The organism is Roseivivax sp. (genome assembly GCF_054552075.1).
The window spans coordinates 60,396-87,370 of sequence record NZ_JBTOLZ010000016.1; the positions used below are offsets into that span (position 1 = coordinate 60,396).

Genomic DNA, 26,975 nt, shown 5'->3' on the forward strand with positions numbered 1-26,975 from the left:
CCTCCGATCCTAGCCCGCCGCGAGAAACGCGGGCAGCGCCAGCAGGGCCAGCGCGCCCGCCATGCAGAGCATCGCCCGGGCGTAAAGCGCAAGCCCCCGCGCCAGGTCCCGTGGGGCCGGATCGGGGGCGCCGGGGTTGATCCAGGGCTCCTCGGCGACGCGCGTGGCATAGACCCGCGGGCCCGAGAGCCGGACGCCAAGCGCGCCCGCCATGGCGCCCTCGGGCCAGCCGGCATTGGGCGAGCGATGGCCAGGCGCGTCGCGCAGCATGACCGCAAAGGCGGCGCGCGGGCGGGCCGAGACCAGCGCGAAAAGCCCGCCGGTCAGCCGGGAGGCCGGCAGGTTCACCAGGTCGTCGAGCCGCGCCGCCGCGCGGCCGAAATCCTCGTGCCGGGGCGTGCGGTGGCCGATCATCGAATCGAGCGTGTTCACCGCCTTGTAGGCCGCGATCCCCGGCAGCCCGGCGATCAGACCCCAGACAAGCGGCGCGACGATCCCGTCCGAGGTGTTCTCGGCCAGGCTTTCGAGCCCGGCGCGGGCGATGCCCGGCGGATCGAGCTGCGCCGGGTCGCGGCCGACGATCATCGCCACGGCGGCGCGGGCGGCCTCGGTGTCCCCGGCGACAAGCGGGCGGGCGACAGCGGCGACATGGTCGTGCATGGAGCGCAGCGCCAGAAGCGGCCAGGCGAGCACCCCGCCGATAAGCCAGCCGAGCGGGCCTTCGGGCAGGAGGAGCTGCAGCGCCAGCGCGGGCAGGAGCACGGCGAGAAGCACCAGCCCGACCGCCAGGCGGCCCCGGGCGCGGCGGCGGGCCGGGCTCTCGCCTTCGCGGTTGAGGCCCGCGTCGAGCCGCGCGATCAGCGCGCCGATCCAGGTCACCGGGTGGCCGATCTTGGCGAAGAGCCAGGAGGGCCAGCCCAGGCTTGCGTCGATCACCAGCGCGACCAGCATCATCGCGGCAAAGCTCATGCCCGCCCCCCGGTACGGAAGGTGAAGACCCGGGCGAAGCCGGCCTCGGCAAGCCGCGCGGGGCCCTCCTCGGGCAGGGTGCCGGGCGCGAAGATCAGCCCCCGGGCGGAGCCGGTGTGGGCGCGGAGGTGGCCAAGCGCGCCAAGCTCTTTCGCCAGTGCCCCGGTCGGGTCACCGCCGGGGCCGCGCAGCGCGCTGGTGCGGGCGGCCGAGAGGCTGGCGAGGCGGGCGGCCTCGGGCAGCTCGGGCGCGCGGCCCCAGGCCTCGGCGAGATCGGCGATGTCGGGGAAACGCGCGTCCTCGGGGTCGGTGCGGCTGGGTGCGCCGAAAAAGCCGCCGAGGATCTCGGCCTCGGGCGGCGGCGGCAGCGGGTGCAGCGCGCGGGCCTCGCGCGAGGCCCAGAGACAGCCGTCGGGCGTGGCGCGCATCAGGGGGTCGCTGGCGCCCTCGGCGGCAAGGCAGGCGGCGGCCAGCATCTCGGGCGTGCCGGCGAAACCCGCCGCCCGTGCCAGCGCCACCAGCGCGGCGGTCGAGGCACCGGCCCCGGCGCCCAGCGGCATCTCGGCGCGGATCTCGAAATGGCCCTCGGGCAGGTCGAGCGCGGTGAGAAGCGCGCGCGCCGGGCCGGGCTCGAGCGGCCCGGCGAGCCGCAGCGGCCCGGGTCCGCGGCGCGCAGCACTGACGCCGAGCCGCGCGCAGGCGCAAGTCACCAGGACCACCGGCCCCTCGGGCCCGAGCCGCCCCTGCAGCCATTCGCCGAAATGCCCCGCCACGCGGATCATGCGGAGAGCTGTCCGGTGACGTTGCAGGCGATCACCGAGAGCCCGCCGTCATAGGCCCGGAGCCGGGTGAGCGAGAGCGGGGCGATCTCGAAGGCGAGGCCCGCGTCGGGCAGCCCGAGCGCCAGCGAGAGCCCGGCGCGCGCAACGCCCGCATGGGCGACAACCGCGATGGGGCCCTGGCCCTTTGCGGCCTCGCGGGCCAGCTCTTCGAGCGCGGGGCGGCAGCGGGCCACGAGATCGGTGAAGCTTTCGCCGCCGGGCGGGCGGCGGGTGGCCAGCGCGCTCCGGCTCAGAGGGCCGAGGTCCGGCAGCTCGGCAAAGGGCAGCCCGTCCTCGGCGCCGAAGTCCTGCTCCCAGAGCCGGGCGTCCTGCGTCGCCTCGGTGCCCGGAAACAGCGCCTCGGCGGTCTGGCGGCAGCGCAGGGCCGGGCTGGTGACCACGCGCGCCCCGGAAAGGAGCCGCGTAAGCGGCGCCAGCGCCTCGGGTTCGGGCAGCAGCGCGGGCACATCGGTGCGCCCGACCAGCCGCCCGCCATGGTCGGCGGGGGCATGTCGAATCAGCACAAGTTCAGATGCGCCGATGGCGGTCATCGGGGGTTCCCTCCGTGCGGAAAGTCTGCTTTCTCACGTCGCCATGGGAAAGTCGATCCTGATCACCGGAGGCGCCCGTTCGGGCAAAAGCGGCCTTGCCGAGCGGCTCACGCTCGAGCTTGGGCGCCCGGCGATCTACATCGCCACGGCCGAGGCGCATGACGCCGAGATGGCCGCGCGGATCGCCGAGCACCAGGCCCGGCGCGGTGCGGAATGGGAGACACTGAACGCCCCGCGCGACCTCGTGGGCGCGCTCCGCGAGAGCGACGCGCGCGGCCAGCCCCGGCTCGTGGACTGCCTGACGCTCTGGCTGTCGAACCTGACCTTCGCCGAGGCGGACCTCAAAGCCGAGGGCGCGCGGCTGGCCGAGGTGCTGGCCGCGCAGCAGGCCCCCGTGGTGCTGGTCACCAACGAGGTCGGCAGCGGCATCGTGCCCGAAAACGCGCTGGCCCGGCGGTTCCGCGACGCGGCCGGGCGGCTCAACCAGGAGATCGCCCGCGCGGTCGACGAGGTGCATCTGTGTGTCGCGGGCTACCCGATGAGAGTGAAATGATCAGCCTGCCCGAATTCGACGACCTCGACGCCATCGCCCGCTGGGCCGGGGAACTGCCGGCTTTCGACGAGGCCGCCGCAGAGGCCGCCCGCGCGCGCCAGGGCGAGCTGACCAAGCCGCCGGGCTCGCTGGGCCGGCTCGAGGAGATCGCGGTCTGGATCGCCGGCTGGCAGGGCAATGGGCGGCCCACGCTCGACCGGGCGCAGGCGCTGGTCTTCGCGGGCAACCACGGGATCTGCGCCCAGGGGGTGAACCCCTTCCCGCAGGAGGTGACCGCGCAGATGGTCGGTAATTTCGAGGCCGGTGGTGCCGCGATCAACCAGCTTTGCCAGGTCTCGGGGGCGGAACTTTCGGTGGTGGCGCTGGAGCTCGACAGGCCCACGGCGGATTTCACCGAAGGCCCGGCGATGAGCGAGGCCGACTGCCTGGCCGCCATGGCGCGCGGCGCGGGCGCGGTCGTTCCGGACGCGCAGATCCTGGTCCTGGGCGAGATGGGCATCGGCAATTCCACCATCGCGGCGGCCCTGGCGGCGGCCTCCTTCGGCGGCGCGGCCGAGACCTGGGTCGGGCGCGGCACCGGCTCGGACAGCGCCGGCATGTCGCTCAAGGCGCGGGTGATCGAGGCGGGGCTGGCGCGGCACAAGGAGCTCTCGCCGATGCAGCGGCTGGCGGCCTTGGGCGGGCGCGAACAGGCGGCCCTTTGCGGCGCGGTCCTCGCGGCGCGGGCGGCGCGGATCCCGGTCCTGCTCGACGGCTATATCTGCAGTGCCGCGGTGGCGCCGCTGGCTGCCGCGGACCCCGCGCTTCTGGATCACTGCATGATCGGCCACGCGAGCGCCGAGCCCGGCCACGCCCGGCTCTGCGCGGCGCTGGAGAAACAGCCAATCCTCGACCTGGGCATGGCGCTTGGCGAGGGCTCGGGCGCGGCGCTGGCGCTTTCGGTCGTCAAGGGCGCGGTGGCCTGCCACAGCGGCATGGCGACCTTCGCCGAGGCGGGCGTCGCCGGGGCATGAGGGCCGTCCGGCGCATCCGCGAGGCGCGGCTGGCGCTGATGCTGCTGACCCGGCTGCCGGCCGGGAGTTTCACCAAAGATCCGCCCGCGCTGCCCGAGAGCCGCTGGGCCTGGCCGCTGGTCGGCCTGGTCACCGGCGCGTTGAGCTGGGGTGTCTTCGCGCTTGCGGGCGCGCTGGGGCTGGACCCCGGGATTGCGGCGCTTCTGGCGATCGGCGCGGGCGTCCTGCTGACCGGCGGGCTGCACCACGACGGGCTGGCCGACAGCGCCGATGGGCTCTGGGGCGGGCAGAGCCCCGAGCGCCGGCTCGAGATCATGCGCGACAGCCGGATCGGCAGCTACGGCGTGCTGGCGCTGATCCTGACGCTGGGGCTCGAATGGCAGGCGCTCGGCGCGGCGGGCGCGGCGGTGGGGCTTCCGGGCTTCCTGCTTATCGGCGTGGCGAGCTGGCTCGCGATGCTGCTGGTCTCGGACCTGGTGCCGCTGGCGCGGGGTGACGGGCTGGGGGCCTCGGCGCGCGGGGAAGGCGGGCCTGAGGTCTGGTGGCCGGGAGGGCTGGCCCTGCTGGTGACAGTGCTGGCGACAGGCCCGGGCGCGCTCTGGGCGCTGGGTGCCATGGCGGCGCTGACCCTCGGGCTGGTGCGGCTCGCCCGGGCCAAGATCGGCGGGCAGACCGGCGACATCCTGGGCGCCGTGCAGGTGCTGACGGGGCTTGCCGGATGGCTCGCGCTGGCCGCCGCGCATTAATCCGACAATTTCACTTTGCTTTCCCGCGACCGCGTGATACCCGAGCAAAAGTATCAGAGATGGGAGCGATACAATGACCGTATTGAGCATCCGCGCAACGCTCGCCTCGGTGGCCGCGCTGGCCGTCGCAGCGCCGGCACTGGCGCAGGACAATGGCGAACTGAACCTTTATTCCTCGCGGCACTATGACACCGACGAACGGCTCTATTCCGACTTCGAGGACCAGACCGGCATCACCATCAACCGCATCGAAGGCAATGCCGACGAGCTGATCGCGCGGCTCCAGGCCGAGGGCGAGAACTCGCCCGCCGACGTCTTCCTGACCGTCGACACCTCGCGGCTCGAGCGGGCCAAGGACGCCGGCATCCTGCAGGCGGTCGAGAGCGATGTGCTCGAAGAGCGCGTGCCCGGCCAGTACCAGGACAGCGACAACCAGTGGTTCGGCTTCTCGCTGCGCGGTCGCATCATCTTCTACGACAAGAACGACGTGGACGACCCGCCGGCGACCTACATGGATCTCGCCAGCGACGATTACGAAGGTCAGGTCTGCATCCGCTCCTCGACCAACACCTACAACCAGACGCTGCTGGCCTCGATCATCGAGAACGAGGGTGAAGAGGCGGCGCGCACCTGGGCGCAGGGCGTGGTCGACAACATGGCCCGCGCGCCCCAGGGCGGCGACACCGACCAGCTGCGCGGCATCGTCTCGGGTGAGTGCGACCTCGCGGTCTCCAACACCTATTACTTCGCCCGCGCCATCGCGAGCGACGTGGACGGCGTGTCGGGCTCGCTCGACCAGATCGGTTGGGTCTTCCCGAACCAGGACAGCTATGGCGCCCACGTGAACCTCTCGGGCGGCGGCATCGCGGCCAATGCGCCGAACCGCGAGAACGCGGTGGCCTTCCTGGAGTATCTCGCCTCGGACAGCGCGCAGCAGTATTTCGCCGCGGGCAACAACGAGTACCCGGTGGTCGAGGGCGTCGAGACCACCGAGGCCGTCGACGAGCTGGGCGAATTCCAGGCCGACACGGTGGACCTCTCGGCGGTGGCCAAGCAGCTGCCGACCGCGCAGGAGATCTTCAACGAGGTCGGCTGGGAGTGATCCCGAAGCCGGGTTGGAGATGACCTGAGAAGATGTGGAGGCCCGGGCGGAGACGTCCGGGTCTTTTTTGTGTGTGTTGGGGTGGGGGTGTTTGCGTGGTTTTTGGCCGGGCTGGGCGGGAGTGACCGGGAGGAGGCGGCTCGGAGGACGCAGCTCGGTTGGATCAGACCCGAGCAAGAACGCCGCTCAGAGCATGGCGATTGCACCGCTCCAAATTCAGCACTGCACCAGCCCCAACGCGCACCCCCTTGCGCCCGAATAGCATCGAAGATGCCGGGCGCGCGCCGGACCGGCCCCTTGGGCCGGCGCTCCTTGGGGCGGCGTGCTTAATTCGCAGTTCGTCCTGACCTTGCTGGGATAAAGTGCTTTGCTCGGAGGTCAGCAGCGCCGGCCCCCGGTCCGGCGCGCGCCCTCTGTTGGGCGTGGTGTGAGGGGGCTTGTGGTGAGCCTCGGTCTCGCAGGCACCGGGCTGTCGGGTTGAAAGCTTTAGAGGGGCAGGTGCCCCTCGCTTCGCTTCATAGAAAGCGACGGACAAGCACAGGCGGATCAGACAAGTCGGACCGGAAAGCGTAGGAGGCTCAGAAAAACTGAACGTCAGTGGCTCAGAAAACCCGATCCAAGACACCCAGTCCGAACCTCGAGTTGCGACCCGTGACCCCAATTCCACCGATCCTCAGCCGCACAACGCTCAACCCCACGAGCCTCAACCGGAAACACCCGCCAAACCCCTCAGGCACACCCCAACCTCACACCTTCAAACCACCCGCCACCGCGTCGGGCTGTTCTCCTGCCACCTGCTCTCGTGCAGAAGCGGCGTGTCGCGGTCCTCTTCAGCCACCCCAAGACACAGATACCCCGTCAGCACCCAGCTCCCGGGCACCTCGAAGATCACCGCCACCTCCTCGGGGTCGAGGATCGACACCCAGCCGAGTCCCAGGTTCTCGGCCCTTGCCGCGAGCCAGAGGGTGTGGATCGCCATGACCGTCGAATAAGCCAGCGTCTCGGGCATGGTCTGCCGGCCAAGCCCGCGGCCCTCGGCGGGGTCGGTCTCGGTGAAGACCGCCAGGTGCACCGGCGCCTCGCGCAGCCCCGCGAGCTTCAGCGCCAGGTAATCGGCCCGGGCCTCGGTCCCGTAGCTCGAAGCGGCCTGTGCGTTGCAGCGCTCGAAGCTCTCGATCACCTGCGCCCGCGCGCCGGCGCTCTCGACCTGCAGCACCCGCCAGGGCCGCGAATTGCCCACCGAGGGCGCCCGGTCCATGGCGGTCCGCAGCCGCGCCAGCACCTCGGGCGCCACCGGGTCGGGGCGGAAATGGCGCACGTCGCGGCGCCAGTGCAGCACCTCGGCCAGGGCCTCGCGGTGGGCGCGGGTGAGCCGCATGGCCCTACTGCCGCCCGATCCGGCGGATCAGCAGGATCACCGGCAGAAGCCCGATCGCGGCGATCACCAGGCTCGGCACCGCCGCCCCGTCGAGCCGCTCGTCGGCGGCCAGCCGATGCGCCTGCACCGCCAGGGTGTCGTAGTTGAAAGGCCGCAGGATCAGCGTCGCGGGCAGCTCCTTCATCACGTCGACGAAGACGATCAGCAGCGCGGTCAAGAGGCTCGGCGAGAGGATCGGCAGATGCACCCGCATCAGGGTCTTATAGGGCCCCTTTCCAAGCGCCCGGGCGGCGGCGTCGTAATTGGGGTTCATCGCCGCCTGGCCGCCCTCGTAGGCGCCGATCGCCGCGGCGAGGAAGCGGATCATATAGGCAGCCACCATGAGCCAGATCGAGCCGGTGACCAGAAGGCCGGTGGAGATGCCGAAGCGCGCCTCCATGAAGGCGTCGAGCGCGTTGTCGAAGGCCGCGAAGGGCACCAGGAGGCCCACCGCGATCACCCCGCCGGGCACCGCGTAGCCGATCCGCCCGACCTGCAGCACCCCGTGCGAGAGCCGCCCCGGCCGCAGCCGGTCGTAATACCCCAGCGCAATGGCCGCGAGCACCGTGAGCCCCGCGGCCACGGCGGCCAGCGTCACCGAGTTCTGCGCGAAATCGAGGTAGCGCTCGGACAAAAGCGACTGCCCCGAGCCCACCGCCATGGTGGCGAGCGTCACCGCCGGCACCAGCGCGCCAAGCGCCATGGGCAGGGCGCAGGCCAGCATCGCGGCCAGGCCCCGCCAGCCGGTCAGGGTGATCCGGGGCAGGGCGCCCGGCCCGGCGTTGGAATGAAAGCGCGCGGCACCCCGCGTCTTTCGCTCGAGCAGCGCCAAGAGCAGCGCGGCGCTCAGGAGCCCCAGCGCCAGCTGCGCCGCCGCTGCGCGGTCGGCCATGCTGAACCAGCTCTGGTAGATGCCCGTGGCAAAGGTCTGCACGCCGAAATAGGCGGCGGTTCCGTAATCGGCCAGCGTCTCCATGCAGGCCAAGAGCACCCCCGCCGCGATCGAGGGCCGCGCCAGCGGCAGGGCGGCGCGCAGGAAGGCTCGCCCGGGGCCGAGACCCAGCGTGCGCGCGATGTTGAAGGGCCGCGCCCCCTGCGCCAGGAAGGCCGCCCGCGCCAGCAGGTAGACGTAGGGGTAAAGCACCAGCGTCAGCATCGCCGCCGCGCCCCCGGTCGAGCGGATCTCGGGGAACCAGTAGTCGCGCGGGCCCCAGCCGGTCACCGCCCGCAGCGCCGTCTGCACCGCGCCGGGATGGTCCAGCAGGTCGGTATAGGCATAGGCCAGCACATAGGCCGGGAAGGCCAGCGGCAGGACCAGCGCCACCTCGAGAAGCCGCCGCCCGGGAAAGGCGCAGGCCGTCACCAGCCAGGCCGTGCCCGCGCCGATCACGCAGGTGCCGCTGGCCACCACGACCAGCAGCACCAGCGTCGTCGAGACATAGCGCGGCAGCACCGTGGCCCAGAGATGCGCCAGCGTGTCGAAACTGCCGCCCGCCGCCGCCAGCGCCACCGCCAGCATCGGCAGCAGCACCAGCGCGGCCACCCCGAGGCTGACCAGCGTGAAGGGCGCCGCGGCGGTGTCCTTGCGGGGACGGGGCAGGGACCAGCTCTGGCTCACGGGGGGCGTTCCCTTGGTTCGGAGGGGGGTGTTTCGGGCGCGCAGACAGTCGCGTTTCAGCGCCCCGAGCGCAAGAGGGTGAAAAAGCCGCAGGCCGGGCTTGAGCTTCCCGTTGCTGGAACCCTTATGTGACCTCTGACGCTTGGATTCCCACCGGAGGCCCGATGACCCAGACCGCCGCACATACGCTCTCGGTCGAGAACATGACCTGCGCCGGATGCGCCGGACGGGTGGAGCGTGCGCTGCAGGGCGCCGAGGGGCTGAGCGGCGTCTCGGTCAACCTCGCCCGCGAGGAGGCCCGCTTCGAGGCCCCGGGTCCCGAAGGCGCGCTGCGGGCCGCCCGGGCGCTCGATGCGGCGGGTTATCCTGCGCGCCGCGCGCAGCTCACGCTGGCGGTCGAGGGCATGACCTGCGCCTCCTGCACCGCGCGGGTCGAGGCGGCGCTGAGTGCCGTGCCCGGGGTCGAAAGCGCTACGGTGAACCTCGCGAGCGAGACCGCGCAGATCCGCTACCTCGATGGGGTGACCAACCCCGAGGCGCTGGCCCGCGCCGCCGGAGAGGCGGGCTATCCGGCTCGCCCGCAGGGCGCCGTGGCCGAGGACGCCGAGACCCGCCGCGCGCTCGAGGCGCGCTCCCTGAAGCGCCGCGCGATCGGCGCGGCGGTCCTGGCCCTGCCGGTGGTCCTCCTGGCCATGGGTCCGCATATGGTGCCCGGCGCGGGCGCGCTCATCGAGGCGTCGATCGGCACGCAGGTCTCCTGGCTGATCCAGTTCGCGCTGACGAGCCTTGTCCTCTTCGGCCCCGGGCGGATCTTCTTCCGGCGGGGCCTGCCGGCGCTCGCCAAGGGCGCGCCGGACATGAACAGCCTCGTGGCGCTCGGCACCGCGGCGGCCTGGGGCTATTCCTCGGTCGCCACCTTCCTGCCCGGGCTCCTGCCCGATGCCATGCGCGCGGTCTACTTCGAGGCCGCCGCGGTGATCGTCCTCCTGATCCTGATCGGCCGCTGGCTCGAGGCCCGCGCCAAGGGCCGCACCGGCGCCGCGATCCGCGCGCTTCTCGACCTGCGCCCGGCCATGGCGCGGCGGATCGAAGAGGGCACCCCACGCGAGGTCCCGGTCGAGGCGCTGGCGGTGGGCGATCTCCTGCAGATCCGCCCCGGCGAGCGCATCCCCGTCGACGGCGTCGTGACCGAAGGCCAAAGCCGGCTCGACGAAAGCATGCTGACAGGCGAGCCCGCCCTGGTCGCCAAGGGCCCCGGCGACAGCGTCACCGGCGGCACGGTCAACGGCGCGGGCGGGCTGATGCTGCGCGCCGAACGGGTCGGCGCCGACACCGCGCTGGCGCAGATCGTCCGCATGGTCGAAGAGGCCCAGGGCGCCAAGCTGCCGATCCAGGGGCTGGTCGACCGGGTCACGCTCTGGTTCGTGCCCGCGGTCATGGCGCTGGCGGCGCTGACGGTGCTGGTCTGGCTGGTCCTCGGCCCCGATCCGACGCTGACCCATGCGCTGGTGGCCGGGGTCTCGGTGCTGATCATCGCCTGCCCCTGCGCCATGGGGCTGGCGACGCCGACCTCGATCATGGTGGGCACCGGGCGCGCGGCGGAACTGGGCGTGCTTTTCCGCCGGGGCGAGGCGCTGCAGTCCCTGGCGGGGGTGGAGCTTCTGGCCTTCGACAAGACCGGCACGCTGACCGAAGGGCGCCCGAAGCTGACGGCCTTCGAGCTCGCCGAGGGCTGGGACCGCACCACGCTCCTGCAGCTTGTCGCGGGCGCCGAGGCGGGCTCGGAACACCCCGTGGCCCGCGCCCTGACCGAGGCGGCGGAGGCCGAGGGCCTGGCGCCCGCGCCGGCCCAAGGGTTCACCGCCGTGCCGGGGCAGGGCGTCCGCGCCGATGTGGACGGCTTTGCGCTGGCGCTCGGCAATGCCGCGCTGATGGCCGAGGAGCGCGCCGAGACCGCCCCCTTCGAGGCCCGCGCCAGCGCGTTGGCCCGCGAGGGCCGGACGGTGCTTTACGCCGCCGTCGACGGCAGGATCGCGGCGCTGATCGCCGTCTCCGACCCGCTGAAGCCCGGCAGCGCCGAGGTGATCGCCGGGCTCAAGGCCCGCGGCATCGAGGTGGCGCTGATCACCGGCGACCGCGAGGAGACCGGCGCGGCCGTCGCGCAGAGCCTCGGCATCGACCGGCTGGTCGCCGAGGTGCGCCCCGAGGGCAAGGTCGCCGCCCTCGAAGAGCTGGCCCAAGGCCGCCGCACCGGCTTTGTCGGCGACGGCATCAACGACGCCCCGGCGCTGGCGCGCGCCGACATCGGGCTGGCCATCGGCACCGGCACCGATGTCGCCATAGAAAGCGCCGACGTGGTGCTGATGTCCGGCGATCCGCGCGGCGTCCTGACCGCCGTCGAGGTCTCGCGCCGGACCATGGCCAACATCAGCCAGAACCTCGGCTGGGCCTTCGGCTACAACGCCGCGCTGATCCCGGTGGCGGCGGGGGTGCTCTATCCGGCCTTCGGGCTCCTGCTCTCGCCGGTCTTCGCCGCCGGGGCCATGGCGCTCTCCTCGGTCTCGGTCCTGACGAACGCCCTGCGCCTGCGCCGGCTCACCCCCGCCGGCGCGCCCTCCAGTGAAGCGAAAGGAACCCCTGCATGAATATCGGAGAAGTGGCCGACCGCTCGGGCGTGCCCGCCAAGACCATCCGCTACTACGAGGAGATAGGCCTGGTGCGCCCGGCGCGCAGCGCCAATGGCTACCGCGCCTTCGCCGAGACCGAGCTGCACAAGCTGGCCTTCCTGGGCCGCGCCCGCACGCTGGGCTTCTCGATCGAGGAATGCCGCCGGCTCCTGGCGCTCTACGAGGACGACAACCGTGAGAGCGCCCAGGTCAAGGCCCTGGCCGAGGAGCACCTCGCCGAGGTCGACGCCCGGATCGCCGGCCTGCAGGCCATGCGCGAGACCCTGGCCCGGCTGGTGCGCTCCTGCCACGGCGACGACCGGCCGGATTGCCCGATCCTGGATGACCTGGCGCAGGGCGGGTGAGGGGGCGCCTCGGTTGGCGGTGGTCTTGCTGGAAGTTCGACCAATAAGGTTTTCTTGGCTCGAGCCGCTGTAGGCTTTCGGCTGTCAGGCCTTATGGTCGAGACCTCTCCCCGACACGCGCGCTCTTCGCGCCCTGTAGGCCCGGATTGTCTTCCCCGGCGCAAAGGTTGTATCGGCATTGCGTGAGACCAGCGGAAGCCGAGGAGACCGTGCGGTGAACTTAGGCAGCAGGAAAACCGTGGCTCTGGAGTGCCGAGCTGCCGTCGGCGATGCTCGCGCACGAGCCCTCGGACCCATTCTTTATTCCCCTGCCATCGGATGCAGGTCGGCTCGCGCGTTCATCTACGTCGGCGCTGGGAGCGGTCATACTTCTGAGAAAGGCGCCGGCTTTCCAGGCGCGATCGGAGCCTAGCCCATGAGCCGCCAAGCCCCCATCGTGCACATCGGCTTGCCCAAGACGGGCACGACGTCTTTGCAAAAGCACCTCCTCCCGAAAATCTGCGAGGAGAAGGACTTCCTGTATAACCCGGCGGAATTCAGGAAGATCAAGAAGCAGAGATTTACCTACAGCGCGGAAGACAAAGCGCGTCTGCACGAGGTTCTAAGCACCCGCAGCGTCCTCGTCAGCCAGGAGGGTCTCGTCGACTGGAACCCACGCAACTGCGAGAGCGCGGCCGACAAGGTTCTGGACTTGTTCGGCCCCGAGGCCCGCATCGTCATCACCTATCGGGATCCAATCGACTACCTGACCTCGCTCTATGTTCAGAAAGTGCACGAAGGCAATGTGATCGCGGCGGAGGACTTCTTCGTCACGTCAGAGGATTACGAGAAGCTGGATGAATTCCTGCCGGAAAAAAGCATGTTGCGATACGACTATGGCAGGCTGGACTACCAATTCCTCGAAAAGACGTACAAGGACCGGTTCTCCAATGTCTTCCCTGTTCCCTTGAGCAGGATGAAAACGCTTTATCCCTTCACCCAGTTGATTGATCTGAGCGATCGCCAAGTTGAGGCTCTGCGCACCTTGTTGAGCACCGCGCCACGAGAAAACAGGTCGTATTCCCAAGCCGCATTGAATCTCACCTTCATTCGGGAAAGGGGTTTGAACAGGCTTGGTCTGAAGTCCTTGGGGTCGGAGGACTACCCGGGGACAAACGCGTTCCTCGAGAGCACGACGGGTCTCCCGAAAGATCCGAATGCCAGGAAGAAGACACGCAGAGACCCGCGGTCTGGGCGCAGCAACAAGGGTCTGCTCAAGCCCTGGCGCTGGTGGATGCAGAATGCCTTCGACAGGATCTACCCCTACAAGAAATACAAGCTGCCCCAGAGTGTTCTGGAGCGTCTCGATACCGACCTGATGCGCAGGAATGCGGTGTATGTGGCGGAGTTGGAGCAGTCGCTGGATGACAAACTGTCCTGATGTCAGAGGGCAACTGGCGGCCGACGATCCCATAGCGGCCAAGAAAGCCTGGACGCGGTAGCTTTTCGGTCGGAAGTGCCTCGGCTCGTTGCCATTTGCCTGTCGCCCCTCTTGGCCTCTGAGCAGGCATTTGCGCCCGGACGACGACGCCCCCACCTGGTTCCGGGCTGGCCCCGCGCCTAGATTGCGCGTATGAGAGCCGCCACTCCGACCCAAACGCGCCCTAGGGAGCTTTGCCATGCCCTCTGACGCCCTTCGCAGTGCCGCCCGACTGAGCGTGGCGCCGATGATGGATCGGTGGGACATATTTTTTCCCTCTTAAATTCAGTGACTTGCGCGATCTCCGGCAGCCGTGTAGCGCTCTCGTAGCAAAGTGTGCCGTTCGAGAGTTCGGCTACTGCGGTAGAGAAAGTACTCTCGTCCCCAACGTTCAGATTCCAAGGGAAAAACGGGTCTGACACCGAGGCTGGCTCTGGTGTGTGAGTGGTTTGTGCCACGGCTGTATCCGCCGTGGCAACTCATTCGCGAACGGCCGGTGTCATGTCCGTTCGGGACCTGTCCATCGATATCTGGCGGGTCCGGGTCCGTGAGGTCGCGCCGCGAGATGAGCGGCGCGATCTGGTTTTAACCGCGCAGGCGGAGCAATTCCCGATCGACGGCGATTGCTTGCTCTACCCGGCACCAGGCACTTTGAAGCTGCCCGAGGTCGTGCTTGATCTTCGTCAGCCGCCTCGCTGAATCGGTGAGCACGGTCTCGTACCCGCCGCCGCTCATGCAGTACTCGTCGTCAACGTATCGCTGCGACGTCCCGGCAGCGATATCCCTCTCCAGGGCCCGGAGAAGGCGGGACAGGTCGGCCTCTTCGCGCCGCGACATCATCGAGCAGGACTGCAGTGCGCTCTGCAAGCGGTGAGCGCATTTGCAGAGTTCCGGGCTGTACTTGTAGTAATCCAGGACCGCCTGCAATTCGGCGCGCGCTTTTCCGCGGCGTTCGAAATAGCGGCTCAGCGCAGCTTCGAGCGGTTCGACGTGAACCCCGCTCATGACAGCATCGCCTTTTCCGACGGCGTTTTCCGCTCTTCGCTATCGAGGTCTCCCTCGAGCGCTTCGTCGAGCGCATCCGCGAGCAGGCAGATTTCTTCGACGCATGGCTCGCCCGGGTCGAGCTCGGCGAAATACGCAGCTTCCGGGCTCTCGAGGTCTGCGACGTGTTCCAGGTGCAGCAGGCCTTGCAGCTGTCGCACCTCGCACGTCATGCGGCGGGTAACGTCCCGATGGCTGAATGCCTCGTCGAGGAGGTGCTGCACGCGGCGGAGCCAGCGGCGTCCGCCGAGCATCAGCGCAGCGTTTTGGAGACCCTCACCGTTCTCGGCGAGGAAAGTGTGCAGCCTTGAGGGCTGTCTTTGAAAATCGAACATGTCGACCTCCGTATTTTTGCTCCAGGCAGGATTGCCCGGGCTACAAGGCCGCTTGACCTCCTCTCGGTGCGGTGGGTTTCAGTTTGGAAAGAAGAGCGTGATGGCCGGCTTCCAAGTCGTTGACTTACTCAGGGTTGAGAGTGAAGCCGTTGTCCCAGTCCATCTTGGTTCATTTCTTTGATCGCGAGGGGCGTTCCGTTCAGAGCGTCGTCTCACGCAGACGACGACGTTCTGAACGGGCGACCGGCCGAGGTGTTAGAATCTTTTCTGCCGAACGGCATTGCAATTTACGCGAGAAATCGACCCAGCCAGCCCGCAATTCGGATGTCTATGCCCCCAAAATATCTGAGCTCCAATAAAGGCTATTTGAAATCGTTACTGACACGGGATTGTCCACGGAGCTGCTCCGTCAGCCGCCTCGGTATGGAGGGCAGAGAGCTGTCGATCGCTGCTGCGCCGGATTGCTTCGACGACCAGCGCGCCGCCGTCGACCTCGATCTGACAGTAGAGTTCGGCAGCCGCGGACAGGCATACTGTTCAACCACCACGCCGATCTGGTAGAGACCGCGCGCTCGCGGGTCAGCTGGGGGCGGGTGATCGAAATGCCCGTCAGGGATGTCGCAGCGGCGTGACCCACGTCGGCCGCATGTGGGATAGGACCCCGCTATACATCCCGTTGTGCGCGCCACTCCATGCAGGCGATAAGATACTCCCGCGCGTCCTTGCTCAGGCGTCCGATACCCAACAGTCTCGCCAAGTCGAGCGTTGGATCCTCTGCCGAGGCAAGACCTCGTTCGTGTTGGTCGATGGTGCTCGCGATTTCAGCCGGAGGCACGTCACGGATGGAGCGGTTTCCCAACGGTCGAGCCGGAATTCGCGTGGCGTAGGCGCTTGACGGCCAGACAAAGACGCAGCCGAGATCCTCATGCAGCTCCGCCGTTCCCAGTGCCGCCTCGACCCGCGCAGCAATCCTGTGCCCGGTGCGTTGCCAGCCGTGAAGCTGCGCTACACCGCGGGCAAGACGCGACATGGGTAGGGGGCCGTCCGCCTCGATCATGTTGGCCACAATCCGTTCGAGCGTCGGCAGATAGCTCGCCTCGTAGAAGGCCTCCGGATCGGGCTGCGGTTCGCTCGCATTTGACTCGCGCACACTTGGTGAAGAAGCCGCCTCGGCAAAATGGGCGGTGTGACGTTCTGCGGGCGCCTCGAGTTCGGGTGTCTCGTTTGTTGGTTCGAAAGCGTCGTCTTGTGCGTCGGTCTCGGAGGCACCTCTTGCTACACTGGCGATTGACGGAGCAGGAAGCGCGAGAGGCGCTACATTGGTGGTTTCTTCCTCCGGCTCGTGCTTTGCCGCCTCTGCCTCACGCCGGGCCCGATCCGCCTCCAAAGACTTCTCAAGAGAAGCGTGGAGCCGCGCAACGACATCCGCCGGGTTCTTGAACCAGTCGGTCGACCATACCCGCAAGATCTGCCATCCTAAACCCTCAAGAACGGCTTGCCGGATCTTGTCGCGGTCTCGGGCCGTGGCAGATGAATGATAGGTCGCGCCATCGCATTCGACGCCGGCAAGGTAGGTTCCGGCATGGTCTGGATTTATCACGGCCAGATCGATCCGGAAGCCCGAGACACCGATCTGAGTACGAATGTCCCATCCCTTGGCCATCAGAGCGGCAGCGACCGCCTCTTCGAATGGGCTCTCGGCCGGTCCGAGGCTTCCGCTCTCGCGGGCAGGCAAGGCGATAGAGCCACGCTCCGCATAATCGAGGAAAGTTTTGAAGTCGGCAACGCCGCGGGCGCGGGTGCGCCCAAGGTCGATGTCATGCGCTGTCAATGAAGCGAAGACATGCATCTCTGCGCGCGCGCGAGTCACGGCCACGTTCAGGCGCTTCTCGCCTCCATCGGAGTTTAGAGGGCCGAAGGCCATTGCTAACTTACCGGCGGCATCGCGTCCGTAGGTGACGGAGAATAGCATCACGTCGCGTTCGTCACCCTGGATGTTCTCGAGGTTCTTTACGATCAGCGGTTCTTCGCGCTCCTCCTCGAAGAACCACTCCAGCCGCGAGTCCTGCCGGCGCGCTTCATCCAGAAGATCCTGGATAAGCTCCTGCTGTGGCTGGTTGAAAGTAATGACACCGAGGGTGGGCCGTTCGTCTTCAGGCTTCGCAAGAAATTCGGTCAGTTTTGCCCTTACCCACGCTGCCACGGCCTTCGCCTCGACTTCATTCGTCCGGCTCCGCCCACGATCGAACTGGCCATCGACCTTGTGGAACACGAGTGCGTCCGATCCCGTGGTCGGGCCAGGGAACGTCACGAGACCACCATCATAATAGAGGTGGTTCGAGAACGCGATTAGAGCCTCGTCGCGACTGCGGTAGTGCCAATCCAGCCGACGAGTGGGGATGCCCGCGGTGCAGACTTCATCCAGGATCGAAGGCATGTCGCGCTCTATCTCTGGCAGGTCCTCCTCGGCGTCGGTGCGGCCAAAGAAGTTGGTAGGCGGCATCTGCTTAGGGTCGCCGACGACGATGGCTTGGCGACCGCGCGCAATCGCCCCGACCGCGTCCCATGTCGTGATCTGTGACGCCTCGTCGAAGATGACCACGTCGAAGGCCGGCTGCCCGGCCGGGAGATACTGAGCCACGGAAAGCGGTGACATAAGAACGCACGGTGCCAGCTTTGCGAAATTGTTGGGCATCTCCGAGAGAAGGCTGCGGATCGGCATCGAGGGTCGTTGAAGCCCGAGCTGGTGACGCAATGTTCCCAATTCGGAATTGCGCGGCACCCCATCCCTTGTGGGCAGACCGTGTGCGATCCGGCGCAGGATCTCGGACGGCGCCAACCGCGCGGCAGCGTCGTCCAGTGCGCGGAATGTCCCGATCTGATGCTCGTGCTCCCAATGTGCAAAGCGGCGCAAGTCCTCGGAGGAGTCCATCGCGAGGGGCAGCCACCACGCGGCATAGGCGGTCTTGAAGGCCTCGGCCGCTGGGTCAGTCAGCCGATCTTCAACGAGGGCTTCGATCAATGGCGAGAGACCTGCCGCCTCTGCCGTGCTTCTCGCTTCATTCCAACGCGTCCAGTCCGCCAACCGGGCGCGTTCTGCCCTGATACTGGCGAGGCCGTTCCGGATTTGCTTGAGCGACGCCGCGCCCGGCAGACGTCCGCTGGACGTCACAAAGTCTTGCACCGCTTCCGCCATGGCCGACTCTGCCGCCGCAAGGCGAGCAATGGCGTCACGCTCCGGTCCGGCGCGCAGGCTGGCGAGTGCGGCCAAAGATTGGCCGAGACGCCCGGCGTCGCTCGCCTCGGATGCAAGAGAGCGGAACGCTTCGCGAAAGCGGGCGGTCTCGGTGAGGAGTTGGTCCAGCGCACCGAGATCTGCAGCTTCGCCGTTGGCCTCGGGCAGCTCCGAGAGGGGCGAGGCCGCCATCTGTTCTCTGGCCGTCCGCAACCGCTGGAGGGCCGGGAGATCGCTTCCGGGGTCTGCCACACCGGCTTCCGCGTAGCTCTGAAGCACCGAACGGACACGACGTTTTGCCAGGGATGAGAATGGCCAGAACTTCGCATGCGCGGCACGCCAGTCGACGTCCAGCGACTCCAGTGGCGCCTGGCTTGACGCCTCGGCAACGTAGTTGGCGGCGAGCCGTTGACGTGCTTCCCTCGCGTCCTTCAGGGCTTCGGCGAGACGTGTCCGTTCCTGCGCAAGCCGGGCCTCAGGCAGATCCGGAACGTTGGAGAGGTCACGGGCATTTTCAGCTATCCGGGGGGAGAGTGCCGAAAGGCGCTGGCGGCGAAATTCAGTTCCGTCGGTGTCGGGCGGGAGACCAAGCAAAGCCGACACCTCCGTCAGCGCCCTGAGCAGATCTGTCGCGGTGGAATCCAGTTTCTCGGCGGCATCGAGAAATGTCGCTTCCCATCCGAACGACCAGTCATTCGCGTCCACTAAGTCGAGGGATGGCCCTTCTCCGGCCACGGCGTGGGTGCGGCCGGCGGCCTCGGCGAGATCGATCAGGCGCACGTAGCCCTGGGCGTCATGGGCGTCCTTGGAAGCGAAGGACAGCGTGAAGGCGGGCTTGCGCCCAGCCAACTGCCCGATCGCGTCGAAGACGCTGAAACCTTGAGTGCCATGTGCGTGCAGCGCTTCGACGTAGGCATTCAGCCTATCCCGTGCGACGCGCAGGTCTTGCGTGACCTGGGCCCATTCGCTGCCAGTCTTCCTTGATGCACGATCCCAACTGCGTCCAAGCTGTGAAAGCACCGACTTTCGATCGGTCTTGTTGGAATGCAACTCCAGAACCGCATCGCCGAGACCCTGCGCAGACAGACGGCGATGGACGACATTGAGCGCTGCCGCCTTCTCGGCGACGAACAGAACCGTCTTTCCGCTGGCGAGGCACTGCGCGACGATGTTGGCGATCGTCTGGCTCTTACCCGTGCCAGGCGGGCCGATGAGCACGAAGTCTCGACCTTCAGCGGCTGATACGACAGCGGCAAGTTGCGAGCTATCCGCCGGCAGGGGCGTGACAAGATCGGCAGGAGCTACCCGCCGATCGAGGTCTTCGGGACGGATATCCGGTGCCTCGTGCCCTTGGAAGGGCTCGGAGGGGTTATCGACCAGATGCGCAACAAGTGGATTCTGCCGCAGGTCGTCGGTTCGATCAACGAGGTCTTTCCACATCAGATACTTAGCGAACGAGAATGTGGAGAGAGCCAGTTCTTCAACCACCTCGAATCCGGCTACATCGCGGACACGCATCCGCACCTGTTCGAGGATCAGCGGCACATCGATGCCGCTGTCATCACGCGGCAGTTCTCCCTCAAGCTCCGGCACCTTCAGGTCGAAATCGCGCTTCAAAAACTCGAGCAAGGTTGAGTTGATGCGGACCTCATCCTCGTGATGAAGGACTCGAAACTCCGACTGTGCCGACTTTCTTTCAAGGCGTACCGGGATCAGCAAAATCGGCGCCCGGTAGACCCTTTGGTCGCCCTCCGACTTTTTCCAGCGCAAGAAGCCGGCGGCAAGAAAGAGGGTATTGGTCCCGCCCTCTGCCATGTCGCTCTTTGCCTTGCGGAAGAGCGTTGTCAGTCGGGCCTTCATCTCCTTGCCCGTCAGGGGCACCGCGATCTGACGGCGCGCCATGGCGTCTGCCGCCACGCCTTCCTCGATCCTTGCCCGTTCCTCGGGGCTGAAGTTGCGCCTTCCCACAGGATCGTCGTCTCGCAATGCGAGCAGTTTGAACGCGCGCCCGTCGGCAAGCGCATCCTCAAGCGACGGAACGTCAGGGCAGAGGAAGGGAACGGTCTGCTTGCTTTCTTTGAAGTTAAGTAGCCGGTTCATGAGCGTCAGATCGAGCAGCTTGCGTTGCCAGCGCTCGATGCGCCCCTTGGGACTCGATGGAGCCTCATCGACGAATTCCCCGGGCAACAGGCCAAGGTCCAGAGGTTTGGGCAGCGTTGCCGCGACTGCTATCTCTTCTGCAGCCTCGGCCGTCTGTCCTTCTCGATGGCTCGCAAGTGGCCGGATGCGAGCGGCGCGCGCACGGGCGATATCCACCGCCATGACGAACTCGGCCTCACGTTCTTCGGAGAGCCGGCGGCGCCCCTCGTCCACCGCCTGTTCAAAGCCGACGGCCGGGCGTTTCGTCAGCAGCGTCGTCTCGAGGGCTACGAAGTCACGGGCCTGGATCGCCTTGCGAAGCGTAACAGGATCGGGTTCGGTCACATGGCCAAAGTCGCGCTTCGTAAGCCAAACACCGACCCAGGCGTGCCCGTCAGAAAACAGCACGGCGGGGTTTATCCCTGCCGCTTCAAATGCGGCGGCAAGAAGGAGGGCGGTGTCGAGACAGGTGGCAAGGCCCTCGGATGCGATCCGCTCCGGCCCCCGGATTTTTTGCCCTTCGTGTTCGAAAGAGGCGGGTGGCACGGCGTAGGCCAGGCCCATAGCGGTTGCTGCCGACCAGATCGCCCCCGCCAGCATCCAGACCCGCCCCGGATTGCCCGACTGATACCCATCGAGAGAACCATCCTCCCCCGAGCGCTCCAGCAGCCGAGATGCCTCTTTCAACAGCCGTGCCACCACAGGATCGTTCGGAGAGACAAACGCCGCAAGCAAATGCGCCATGTCACCGACGCCGCCCCACTCGTCCCTTGCGAGCAGTTCGATCCGGTGGCGTTGCGTGGCAAGGCTTTCTTCGCCGGTCTCCAATTCCAGCGTCAATTCCCCAGTCTCTGCCTCGTCCAGTCCAGACAGGCGCGCGAGGTCGAGCGGTGTCGCGAGGTCCGAGAGTGGGCACTCCGTGCCTGGAGCGATACGATCAATCGTCCAGGTCCTTTCACGAAGGATCGCCGGAGACGCGGTCAGACGCACCCGCAAGTCATGCAGAGACACATCGCCTTCGTTCCGAAGCACAAGGGATTTGAGGACCGTCACGTCGTTCTGGGCTGAGGCAAAGTTGACCCGTTTCACGCTGGAGACGTCAAGCTTCAGGCCAACGGAGGGCTCAGGAGAACTGGTTTCGGGAATGCTGTAATAATCTGACATAAACAAATTCAAGTTTCATTATGGATGGCGCACCGCCATTCCGAAAGAAACGGAAGTTGGAGTTGTCGTCCAGAGATTTTTCCCAAAGCCGAAGCGGGGTCGCCACTTGCGGGCTATGGCCCTCGTAGTTGAGTGGCCCGTTGGTACTGTATCTACTAAGATGTTTATTCAGAAGAATACGAAGATCAGGAGCAGAAGACGATGTCGAAAGGGGGGCAGGGGATAAGAAACAGTGATCATTGGTGAAGCGGATACTCGCCCCCGCCACCTCGGCCCGTTACCACCGCACGCCGGCTGAGGACCTTTCTCAGTCTCGCGAGGAAGGGGATTAGGTCCCGCGATGTCAGTCCCTTACAGACCTTAGCCCGGTGGTAGTGATGTTCTGAAAGCGAGTAGCCAGTTTGATTGTTAGTGCATCCTTGGATGTTGGCCGAAGGTTGGGATGTTCTTTAGCGTGGGGCTGTAGCCCAAGGCGCTGTGAGGTCTGACGGTATTGCAAGGGCGTTGACACCCCTCAATCAGAAGCCGCGCCTACCGCTCAAGTCGGCGGGGGTGGGAAGAGCGGAAAGTAGCCCTACGGCGACGCGAAGGTTCATGTCGCAAAAGCGGAGCTCTGAGAGCCACGCCACACAGGTCCTGGTTCACGGTTCGAGAAGGGCGGGCTCCGGGCATTCGCTGCGCGTGCAAGATATGGCGAGGTCCGTGTCAATTTCGGATATGCTAAAGCAGTCCCATCAATCAAAGAAGTGGACGTCTGGTAAGCCGCGAGCCGAGGGTGTCGAACGCATACACCAGTGATGCTCGGTGTGGAGCGTGAACTCCACCGCCGCTGTTTGCCAAGCGTGGCATTGGCAGGCCGCACTCAGCAGCGGCAGACTGCCCCCGACCAAGGGCAGCAGATGCACCGCCGACAACTTGCTCCGATCGATGGAAGTGTCCGCCAAACAGACGCTACCGAAATCGCAGTGAACGGGCTATGCAACCCATGGACCCTCAGAATGATCGAGGGCCAGAAAGGAAGCGGATCAACTATTTGAATAATGAGGCGATCAAGATGCATGATCCATCGGAACCGACCATTGCAATTAGCCTCTCCGGCGGCGGCGCACGTGCAATAGCGTTTCACCTGGGCTGTTTGCGAGCACTGCATGATGCCGGGCTACTGGCCAAGGCCGAAGTGATGTCTTGTGTTTCGGGCGGATCGGTCATCGGTGCGATTTATGTGACCCATGATGGAGACTTCGAGAGCTTTGAAGCAAGGGTGCGGGAGGTGCTCCTGAAAGGCCTTGTTCGTCCGGCGTTTCGGACTGCGTTCACTTCGCGCGAGGGGTTGCGCGCCATCTTCTGCCGCGCTGGCCTGCTCACACGGTGCCTAACACGCTTTGCGTTGGCACCGGTGCGCTGGATCGTCACCGGTGGGTTCGTGCTGGCCGGTATTGCACCTTCGGAACGGGGTGTGGAGCATGTCCCGCGCCGTTATGCCAGTCGCACGACGATCCTTGCAGAAACCTTGGACGCTCTTCTTTTCGAGGGAAAGACGCTGAAAGACATCGGCGACCGGAAACCGAAATTCGTGGCTATTGCAGCCGAACTGCGCACCGGGACCGCGTTCTATTTCAGTCCGGAAGAAAGTGGCAACTGGCGCTTTGGGAAGATCAACCCCGACCGGATCCCTGTCGCGCGGGCGGTGGCGGCCTCGGCGGCCTATCCGCTGCTTCTGCCCGCGCTTGATGACGACTACATATTCAACAAGCCCGACGGCAGCGCGCGTAGCGAGCGGGTGACGCTGACCGACGGAGGTATCTACGATAATCTGGGCCTCGCGCCACTCTGGCCGGACCGAGATCCAGCGATCAGTGTCGCGATCCCGAAGCCGGACATCATCATCGCCTGCCGGGCAGGCTATGGGTTGCGCTTCGGCATGCCGACCGTCACGTTTCTGGGGCGGATGACGGCCAGTTTCTACACGACTCTGGACCGGGCGCAGAACGCGGCCCTGAAGCGGCTCTACGATCTGCAGGGCGCGGGAAAACTGCAGGCCGTCGTGCTGCCCTATCTCGGCCAGGCTGACCACCGTCTCTCCTGCGCACCGAATGATTTGGTAAAACGCGAGGAGGTCGATGCCTATCCGACAGATTTTCGAGCCATGTCCGAGGAGTGGATTGAGCGCCTGGCAAAGCGGGGGGCGCAAGTAACGCTGGCCGTACTTGAAGAACACAATCAGGAGCTCCTGGAAAACCAGAGCCAACCAAGAACACCTATCTTGTAATATTTGTGATCATGCACATCTTGGGAGGAAGATTTTGTATGAAAGCGATTCGAGATGACTAAACTGACCTTCTTTCCGATTGGAAACGCCGATACATGCCTTGTTGAACTGCAGGACGGGCGACGCATGCTCGTCGACTTCGCCGATATGGCCGACAAGGATGACGAGGCCGACAAGCGCTGCGATCTGAGTGCGCTCCTAACTGAAGATTTCGAAGAAGCCGAGGTGGACGATTACCATGTCGTGGCTTTCACCCATCTCGATGACGATCACTGCCATCGGGCCTCGGAGTATTTCTGGCTGGATCATGCCAAAGCGTATCAGAGCGACGATCGCAAAAAGATAGCCACGCTTTGGGTGCCCGCAGGCGTCATTACCGAAGATGGCCTGACGGGGGATGCCCGCGCCATTCGGCAGGAAGCCCGACATCGTCTGAGACAAGGTAAGGGGATTGTCGTCTTCTCACGTCCGGAGCGTTTGAAAGACTGGCTCGAAGACAACGATCTGACGGTCGAGGATCGTGCGGACTGTTTCGTCGACGCGGGTCAGCTGGTGCCGGGTCTGACGATCGCGGAAGATGCGGTTGAGGCCTTCGCGCATTCTCCACACGCGACACGTACAGATGACAATGGGCTTGAGGATCGCAATGGCGATTCACTCGTTTTTCAGATGCGGTTCCGCGAAGGGTCCTATGATACGGACGTCCTCTTTGCAGCGGATATTGATCACGAGGTCCTGGCGGAGATTGTCGACATTACCAAGCATCACAAGAACGATGATCGTCTTCACTGGAACATCTACAAGCTTCCGCACCATTGTTCTTACACCGCTATTGGTCCCGATAAGGGAACAAATAAGACGGTGGCGACAGCTCAGGTCCAATGGCTTTGCAAGGAACAAGGTGAAACTGCAGGCTATGTTGTATCGTCCAGCAATCCGATCCCTAAGAAAGGGTCGGAGGCCGACATGGACGTGCAGCCGCCCCATCGACAGGCTGCCAACTATTACCGGGAAGACGTCGTCGAAAGCGACCATCTGTTGGTGACAATGGAGCACCCGAAATCGAGCGCACCAAAACCGATCGAACTCGACATCGGACCGAAGGGGGCCTCCAAGAAGGCGCTCGGTGTTCCTGCGGCAGCGGCGCTGGTCGGCGGCGCGTCCGCACCGCGGGCCGGGAATGGCCGCTGATCTTACCGGGATTACCGGTGCGACATTTCAAGATGTCGCGGCCGACGCGCTGACGGATGATGGTCTGAAGGCGCTCGCGGACCTGGCGTCGAGAGACGGCTACGAAGGATGCACGTTACTAAGTTGCCATCGCGCAGATGGGGCGACAGAGGTCGTGGTCGTCGAGGTCTATGTCGAAATCGGGCAGGCGGCACGCGTCAACGATGTCCGCGAACGCGAGCCGGTGGCCGTTGTTACCGGTCCGGAGCGGGCAATGCCGTCCGTGTACCCGCTGCGCGCGGAATTTCCGCAGCATCTGCCGCATATGAACTTGAATTATCGGGGGCGACGGCGGTCCCTGTGCCTCTTTGATGCGCGGGCCGAAGATATCGTCCATCTCTACAACCCGGCCATGCTCATTGAACGGGTGCGCTGGTGGATGCAAAAGAGCGCCTTCGGCGAACTCCACGGGGTCGATCAGCCCCTTGATCCCGCTCTCGCGCCGTCGTTTTGGAGCCTTGTTCTACCGCCGGACTTCGATCCGACAACCAATACGTTCTATGCAGCACTGCCGCGCACAAACCACCTGATCTCACCGATCCTGCTCTGGCCATGGGAGTCAGCGCTTGGCACAGATGTCCCGCAGTATGCATGTAGTCATGTGGTGACCCAGCCGACAGCGCATGGTGCCATGATCGACCTTCCAGCTAATGTCGCGGAGCTCCTCGAGATTTATGCGGAACTGGACGTCAATCTCATGGGCGAGATCCGAATGCTGTTTGACGGAGATCTGACCGACCCGAAGCTGAGCAGGCGGATGCAGCAGGGCTTGCTCTTGCTGATCACCACACCGCTGACCGGTGCGGATGGAACGGTTGGCGCGAAGACGACGCGAGCTTTTCTCAGCCCTGATACTTCCTTGCTGGATGTTGGCAAGGCATTGGGCATTGCCAGTGACGAAGGGGGCACTATCGGGCGGCTGGTGAATGTTTCAACCGATGAAGACGCACTCAAGGCGCAAAGACTGTTACCGCTCAACGTGGTCGACGGGTTTACGTCAGAGATGGCGCGCACAACAAGCGGCCGTAGCGATGCGGCGAACCGAAAGCTGGTGGCCATTGGTGCCGGTGCGCTTGGCTCGCAATCGGTCTTGAACCTCGCCCGGATGGGACAATCGAATTGGGGCCTGATCGACCAGGATTTCGTCGCGCCGCACAACCTCGCACGTCATGCTGCTCCAGGGCATGCGATCGGCTGCTCCAAAAGTGAGGTTCTCGCGCAAGAGATCAACGGATTGTTCCAGAAGCAGGAGGCGATCGCGCTCCACGCCGCTATCGGTGGAGATGATACGCCAGACGACGTGCGTGCGGCGCTGTCCGAAGCCGAGCGCGTGATCGACTTCAGCGCGTCCGTGCAGGCGGCCCGCTGGCTTGGCCATGACGCCGATTTGCAGACTCCGGTCAGTTCCTATTTCGTCAATCCAGGCGGCATGGCACTGGTGGCGCTACATGAAGGCGCGCAGAGGCAGGGGCGGGACGGGGTCGTCGAGATGGCGTATTATGCGGCGCTATCCGAGACCGAAGCACTCGCGGACCATTTGGCAACGTTCGGGCAGGTGCGGATTGGCAGCTGCCGGGATGTCAGCGTCACGATCCCTCAAAGCCGGATAGCCCTTTTTGCCGGGCTCGCAGCAGCAGACATCGAGACCACACATACGCTGCCAAATGCGCAAGTTACGATCTGGTCGATCGAAGCTGATGGCAGCGTATCAGTCGACCGGCGCACCGTGGACCCGTTTCGACATGTCACGCTGGATGAATGGACAGTCATGGTTGCACCTCGTGTGATCGCCGAAATCGAAAACGCGCGCGGCGATGGCGCGGTGGAGACCGGTGGAATTCTTCTTGGCGGATTCGATTTGGATCGCCGCACCCTATATGTGACTGCAGCATTGCCATGCCCGTCTGACAGTAAAGCAGGCCGCTCCTACTTCGATCGTGGCGCACGTGGTGTTCAGGAGGCGATCGCGGATGTTGAGCGTACGACCATGCGTCACATCACCTATATCGGAGAATGGCACACGCACCCCGCTGGCTCGACCAGTGCGCCAAGCGGTCTTGATCGAACCTTGCTCAACTGGGTCGCAGATCTCCGGCAGCTCTTTCTTATGCCGGGAATACTGTTAGTCCTCGGCGACGATGGTCTTCGCGTGGTCGTTGAGAAGGCCGGGCAGAGCGAAGAGTCTATTCTCACGATTTAGGCGGTGAATGGATTGAGCGGATGAGGAAGTATCGGCGGCTCCGCTTTCGACCGACCAAGTCTGAGCGTCCGCTCTGAGG

At 65.7% G+C, this 26,975-nt stretch carries 18 protein-coding genes; 10 read left to right on the plus strand and 8 right to left on the minus strand.

Features of this window, described 5'->3' with window-relative positions:
- Positions 1-9: 9 nt before the first annotated feature.
- The 3 genes from cbiB to ACX938_RS12990 are packed head-to-tail and all read right to left on the minus strand — an operon-like array spanning position 10 to position 2,341.
- A complete protein-coding gene (gene cbiB, locus ACX938_RS12980) occupies positions 10-969 on the minus strand; it encodes an adenosylcobinamide-phosphate synthase CbiB (RefSeq protein WP_459431370.1) in 960 nt (319 codons plus the stop codon).
- Positions 966-1,751: a propanediol utilization protein gene (locus ACX938_RS12985; RefSeq protein ID WP_459431371.1), complete on the minus strand. Its 786-nt coding sequence runs from the start codon at positions 1,749-1,751 to the stop codon at positions 966-968. The genes cbiB and ACX938_RS12985 overlap by 4 nt, the downstream gene beginning before the upstream one ends.
- On the minus strand, positions 1,748-2,341 hold the full coding sequence (locus tag ACX938_RS12990) for a histidine phosphatase family protein (RefSeq protein ID WP_459431372.1): 594 nt from the start codon (positions 2,339-2,341) through the stop codon (positions 1,748-1,750). Before ACX938_RS12990 ends, ACX938_RS12985 begins: the two co-directional genes overlap by 4 nt.
- Positions 2,342-2,384: 43 nt before the next feature.
- Here ACX938_RS12990 and cobU point away from each other — a divergent pair, with 43 nt between their 5' ends.
- From cobU to ACX938_RS13010, 4 genes are all read left to right on the plus strand, one after another.
- Positions 2,385-2,894, plus strand: a complete 510-nt coding sequence (gene cobU, locus ACX938_RS12995; RefSeq protein ID WP_459431373.1) for a bifunctional adenosylcobinamide kinase/adenosylcobinamide-phosphate guanylyltransferase — start codon at positions 2,385-2,387, stop codon at positions 2,892-2,894.
- Entirely contained in the window at positions 2,891-3,907 is a 1,017-nt protein-coding gene (gene cobT / locus ACX938_RS13000) for a nicotinate-nucleotide--dimethylbenzimidazole phosphoribosyltransferase (protein WP_459431374.1), read from the plus strand. The genes cobU and cobT overlap by 4 nt, the downstream gene beginning before the upstream one ends.
- Complete coding sequence (locus ACX938_RS13005) at positions 3,904-4,653, plus strand: adenosylcobinamide-GDP ribazoletransferase (protein ID WP_459431375.1); 750 nt, start codon at positions 3,904-3,906, stop codon at positions 4,651-4,653. The genes cobT and ACX938_RS13005 overlap by 4 nt, the downstream gene beginning before the upstream one ends.
- A gap of 73 nt (positions 4,654-4,726) precedes the next feature.
- The gene (locus tag ACX938_RS13010; RefSeq protein WP_459431376.1) at positions 4,727-5,755 is read left to right on the plus strand and encodes an extracellular solute-binding protein; all 1,029 of its coding nucleotides are present in this window, start codon (positions 4,727-4,729) and stop codon (positions 5,753-5,755) included.
- A gap of 754 nt (positions 5,756-6,509) precedes the next feature.
- Here the strand turns inward: ACX938_RS13010 and bluB are convergent.
- The gene (bluB, locus tag ACX938_RS13015; RefSeq protein WP_459431377.1) at positions 6,510-7,133 is read right to left on the minus strand and encodes a 5,6-dimethylbenzimidazole synthase; all 624 of its coding nucleotides are present in this window, start codon (positions 7,131-7,133) and stop codon (positions 6,510-6,512) included.
- A 4-nt stretch (positions 7,134-7,137) separates the two neighbouring features.
- Positions 7,138-8,790, minus strand: coding sequence for an ABC transporter permease (locus ACX938_RS13020; RefSeq protein WP_232752955.1), 1,653 nt, complete (start codon positions 8,788-8,790; stop codon positions 7,138-7,140).
- Positions 8,791-8,954: 164 nt separating this feature from the next.
- Here ACX938_RS13020 and ACX938_RS13025 point away from each other — a divergent pair, with 164 nt between their 5' ends.
- The 3 genes from ACX938_RS13025 (at position 8,955) to ACX938_RS13035 (ending at position 13,241) form a co-directional block, all read left to right on the plus strand.
- Positions 8,955-11,435 (plus strand): heavy metal translocating P-type ATPase, encoded by a 2,481-nt coding sequence (locus ACX938_RS13025; protein WP_459431378.1) that lies wholly within the window; start codon positions 8,955-8,957, stop codon positions 11,433-11,435.
- Positions 11,432-11,821: a Cu(I)-responsive transcriptional regulator gene (gene cueR / locus ACX938_RS13030; RefSeq protein WP_232752953.1), complete on the plus strand. Its 390-nt coding sequence runs from the start codon at positions 11,432-11,434 to the stop codon at positions 11,819-11,821. Before ACX938_RS13025 ends, cueR begins: the two co-directional genes overlap by 4 nt.
- A 415-nt stretch (positions 11,822-12,236) precedes the next feature.
- Complete coding sequence (locus tag ACX938_RS13035) at positions 12,237-13,241, plus strand: hypothetical protein (RefSeq protein WP_459431379.1); 1,005 nt, start codon at positions 12,237-12,239, stop codon at positions 13,239-13,241.
- Positions 13,242-13,865: 624 nt separating this feature from the next.
- Here ACX938_RS13035 and ACX938_RS13040 read toward each other — a convergent pair.
- The 3 genes from ACX938_RS13040 to ACX938_RS13050 form a co-directional block, all read right to left on the minus strand.
- Entirely contained in the window at positions 13,866-14,285 is a 420-nt protein-coding gene (locus tag ACX938_RS13040; protein WP_459431380.1) for a hypothetical protein, read from the minus strand.
- Positions 14,282-14,659 (minus strand): hypothetical protein, encoded by a 378-nt coding sequence (locus ACX938_RS13045; protein ID WP_459431381.1) that lies wholly within the window; start codon positions 14,657-14,659, stop codon positions 14,282-14,284. The genes ACX938_RS13040 and ACX938_RS13045 overlap by 4 nt, the downstream gene beginning before the upstream one ends.
- Before the next feature lie 664 nt (positions 14,660-15,323).
- Complete coding sequence (locus tag ACX938_RS13050) at positions 15,324-21,209, minus strand: DUF3320 domain-containing protein (RefSeq protein WP_459431382.1); 5,886 nt, start codon at positions 21,207-21,209, stop codon at positions 15,324-15,326.
- A gap of 964 nt (positions 21,210-22,173) precedes the next feature.
- On the opposite strand from ACX938_RS13050, the gene ACX938_RS13055 reads away from it, so the two are divergent.
- From ACX938_RS13055 to ACX938_RS13065, 3 genes are read left to right on the plus strand one after another with little or no spacing between them, the layout of a single operon-like run.
- A complete protein-coding gene (locus ACX938_RS13055) occupies positions 22,174-23,466 on the plus strand; it encodes a patatin-like phospholipase family protein (RefSeq protein WP_459431383.1) in 1,293 nt (430 codons plus the stop codon).
- A 54-nt stretch (positions 23,467-23,520) separates the two neighbouring features.
- Positions 23,521-24,657 carry a ComEC/Rec2 family competence protein gene (locus tag ACX938_RS13060; RefSeq protein WP_459431384.1) on the plus strand — a complete coding sequence of 379 codons (1,137 nt, stop codon included), beginning with the start codon at positions 23,521-23,523 and terminating at the stop codon, positions 24,655-24,657.
- Positions 24,593-26,896 carry a ThiF family adenylyltransferase gene (locus ACX938_RS13065; RefSeq protein ID WP_459431385.1) on the plus strand — a complete coding sequence of 768 codons (2,304 nt, stop codon included), beginning with the start codon at positions 24,593-24,595 and terminating at the stop codon, positions 26,894-26,896. Before ACX938_RS13060 ends, ACX938_RS13065 begins: the two co-directional genes overlap by 65 nt.
- Positions 26,897-26,975 lie beyond the last annotated feature (79 nt).

What these genes read in the sequence shown, in the direction of transcription:
- ACX938_RS13010 (WP_459431376.1), top strand. Translation starts at nt 4,727, where the DNA reads ATGACCGTATTGAGCATCCGCGCAACGCTCGCCTCGGTGGCCGCGCTG.
- ACX938_RS13045 (WP_459431381.1), bottom strand. Translation starts at nt 14,659, where the DNA reads ATGTTCGATTTTCAAAGACAGCCCTCAAGGCTGCACACTTTCCTCGCC.
- ACX938_RS13060 (WP_459431384.1), top strand. Translation starts at nt 23,521, where the DNA reads ATGACTAAACTGACCTTCTTTCCGATTGGAAACGCCGATACATGCCTT.
- ACX938_RS13005 (WP_459431375.1), top strand. Translation starts at nt 3,904, where the DNA reads ATGAGGGCCGTCCGGCGCATCCGCGAGGCGCGGCTGGCGCTGATGCTG.
- ACX938_RS13055 (WP_459431383.1), top strand. Translation starts at nt 22,174, where the DNA reads ATGCAACCCATGGACCCTCAGAATGATCGAGGGCCAGAAAGGAAGCGG.
- ACX938_RS12990 (WP_459431372.1), bottom strand. Translation starts at nt 2,341, where the DNA reads ATGACCGCCATCGGCGCATCTGAACTTGTGCTGATTCGACATGCCCCC.
- ACX938_RS13035 (WP_459431379.1), top strand. Translation starts at nt 12,237, where the DNA reads ATGAGCCGCCAAGCCCCCATCGTGCACATCGGCTTGCCCAAGACGGGC.
- ACX938_RS12985 (WP_459431371.1), bottom strand. Translation starts at nt 1,751, where the DNA reads ATGATCCGCGTGGCGGGGCATTTCGGCGAATGGCTGCAGGGGCGGCTC.
- ACX938_RS13040 (WP_459431380.1), bottom strand. Translation starts at nt 14,285, where the DNA reads ATGAGCGGGGTTCACGTCGAACCGCTCGAAGCTGCGCTGAGCCGCTAT.
- cbiB (WP_459431370.1), bottom strand. Translation starts at nt 969, where the DNA reads ATGAGCTTTGCCGCGATGATGCTGGTCGCGCTGGTGATCGACGCAAGC.
- cueR (WP_232752953.1), top strand. Translation starts at nt 11,432, where the DNA reads ATGAATATCGGAGAAGTGGCCGACCGCTCGGGCGTGCCCGCCAAGACC.
- bluB (WP_459431377.1), bottom strand. Translation starts at nt 7,133, where the DNA reads ATGCGGCTCACCCGCGCCCACCGCGAGGCCCTGGCCGAGGTGCTGCAC.
- ACX938_RS13025 (WP_459431378.1), top strand. Translation starts at nt 8,955, where the DNA reads ATGACCCAGACCGCCGCACATACGCTCTCGGTCGAGAACATGACCTGC.
- cobU (WP_459431373.1), top strand. Translation starts at nt 2,385, where the DNA reads ATGGGAAAGTCGATCCTGATCACCGGAGGCGCCCGTTCGGGCAAAAGC.
- cobT (WP_459431374.1), top strand. Translation starts at nt 2,891, where the DNA reads ATGATCAGCCTGCCCGAATTCGACGACCTCGACGCCATCGCCCGCTGG.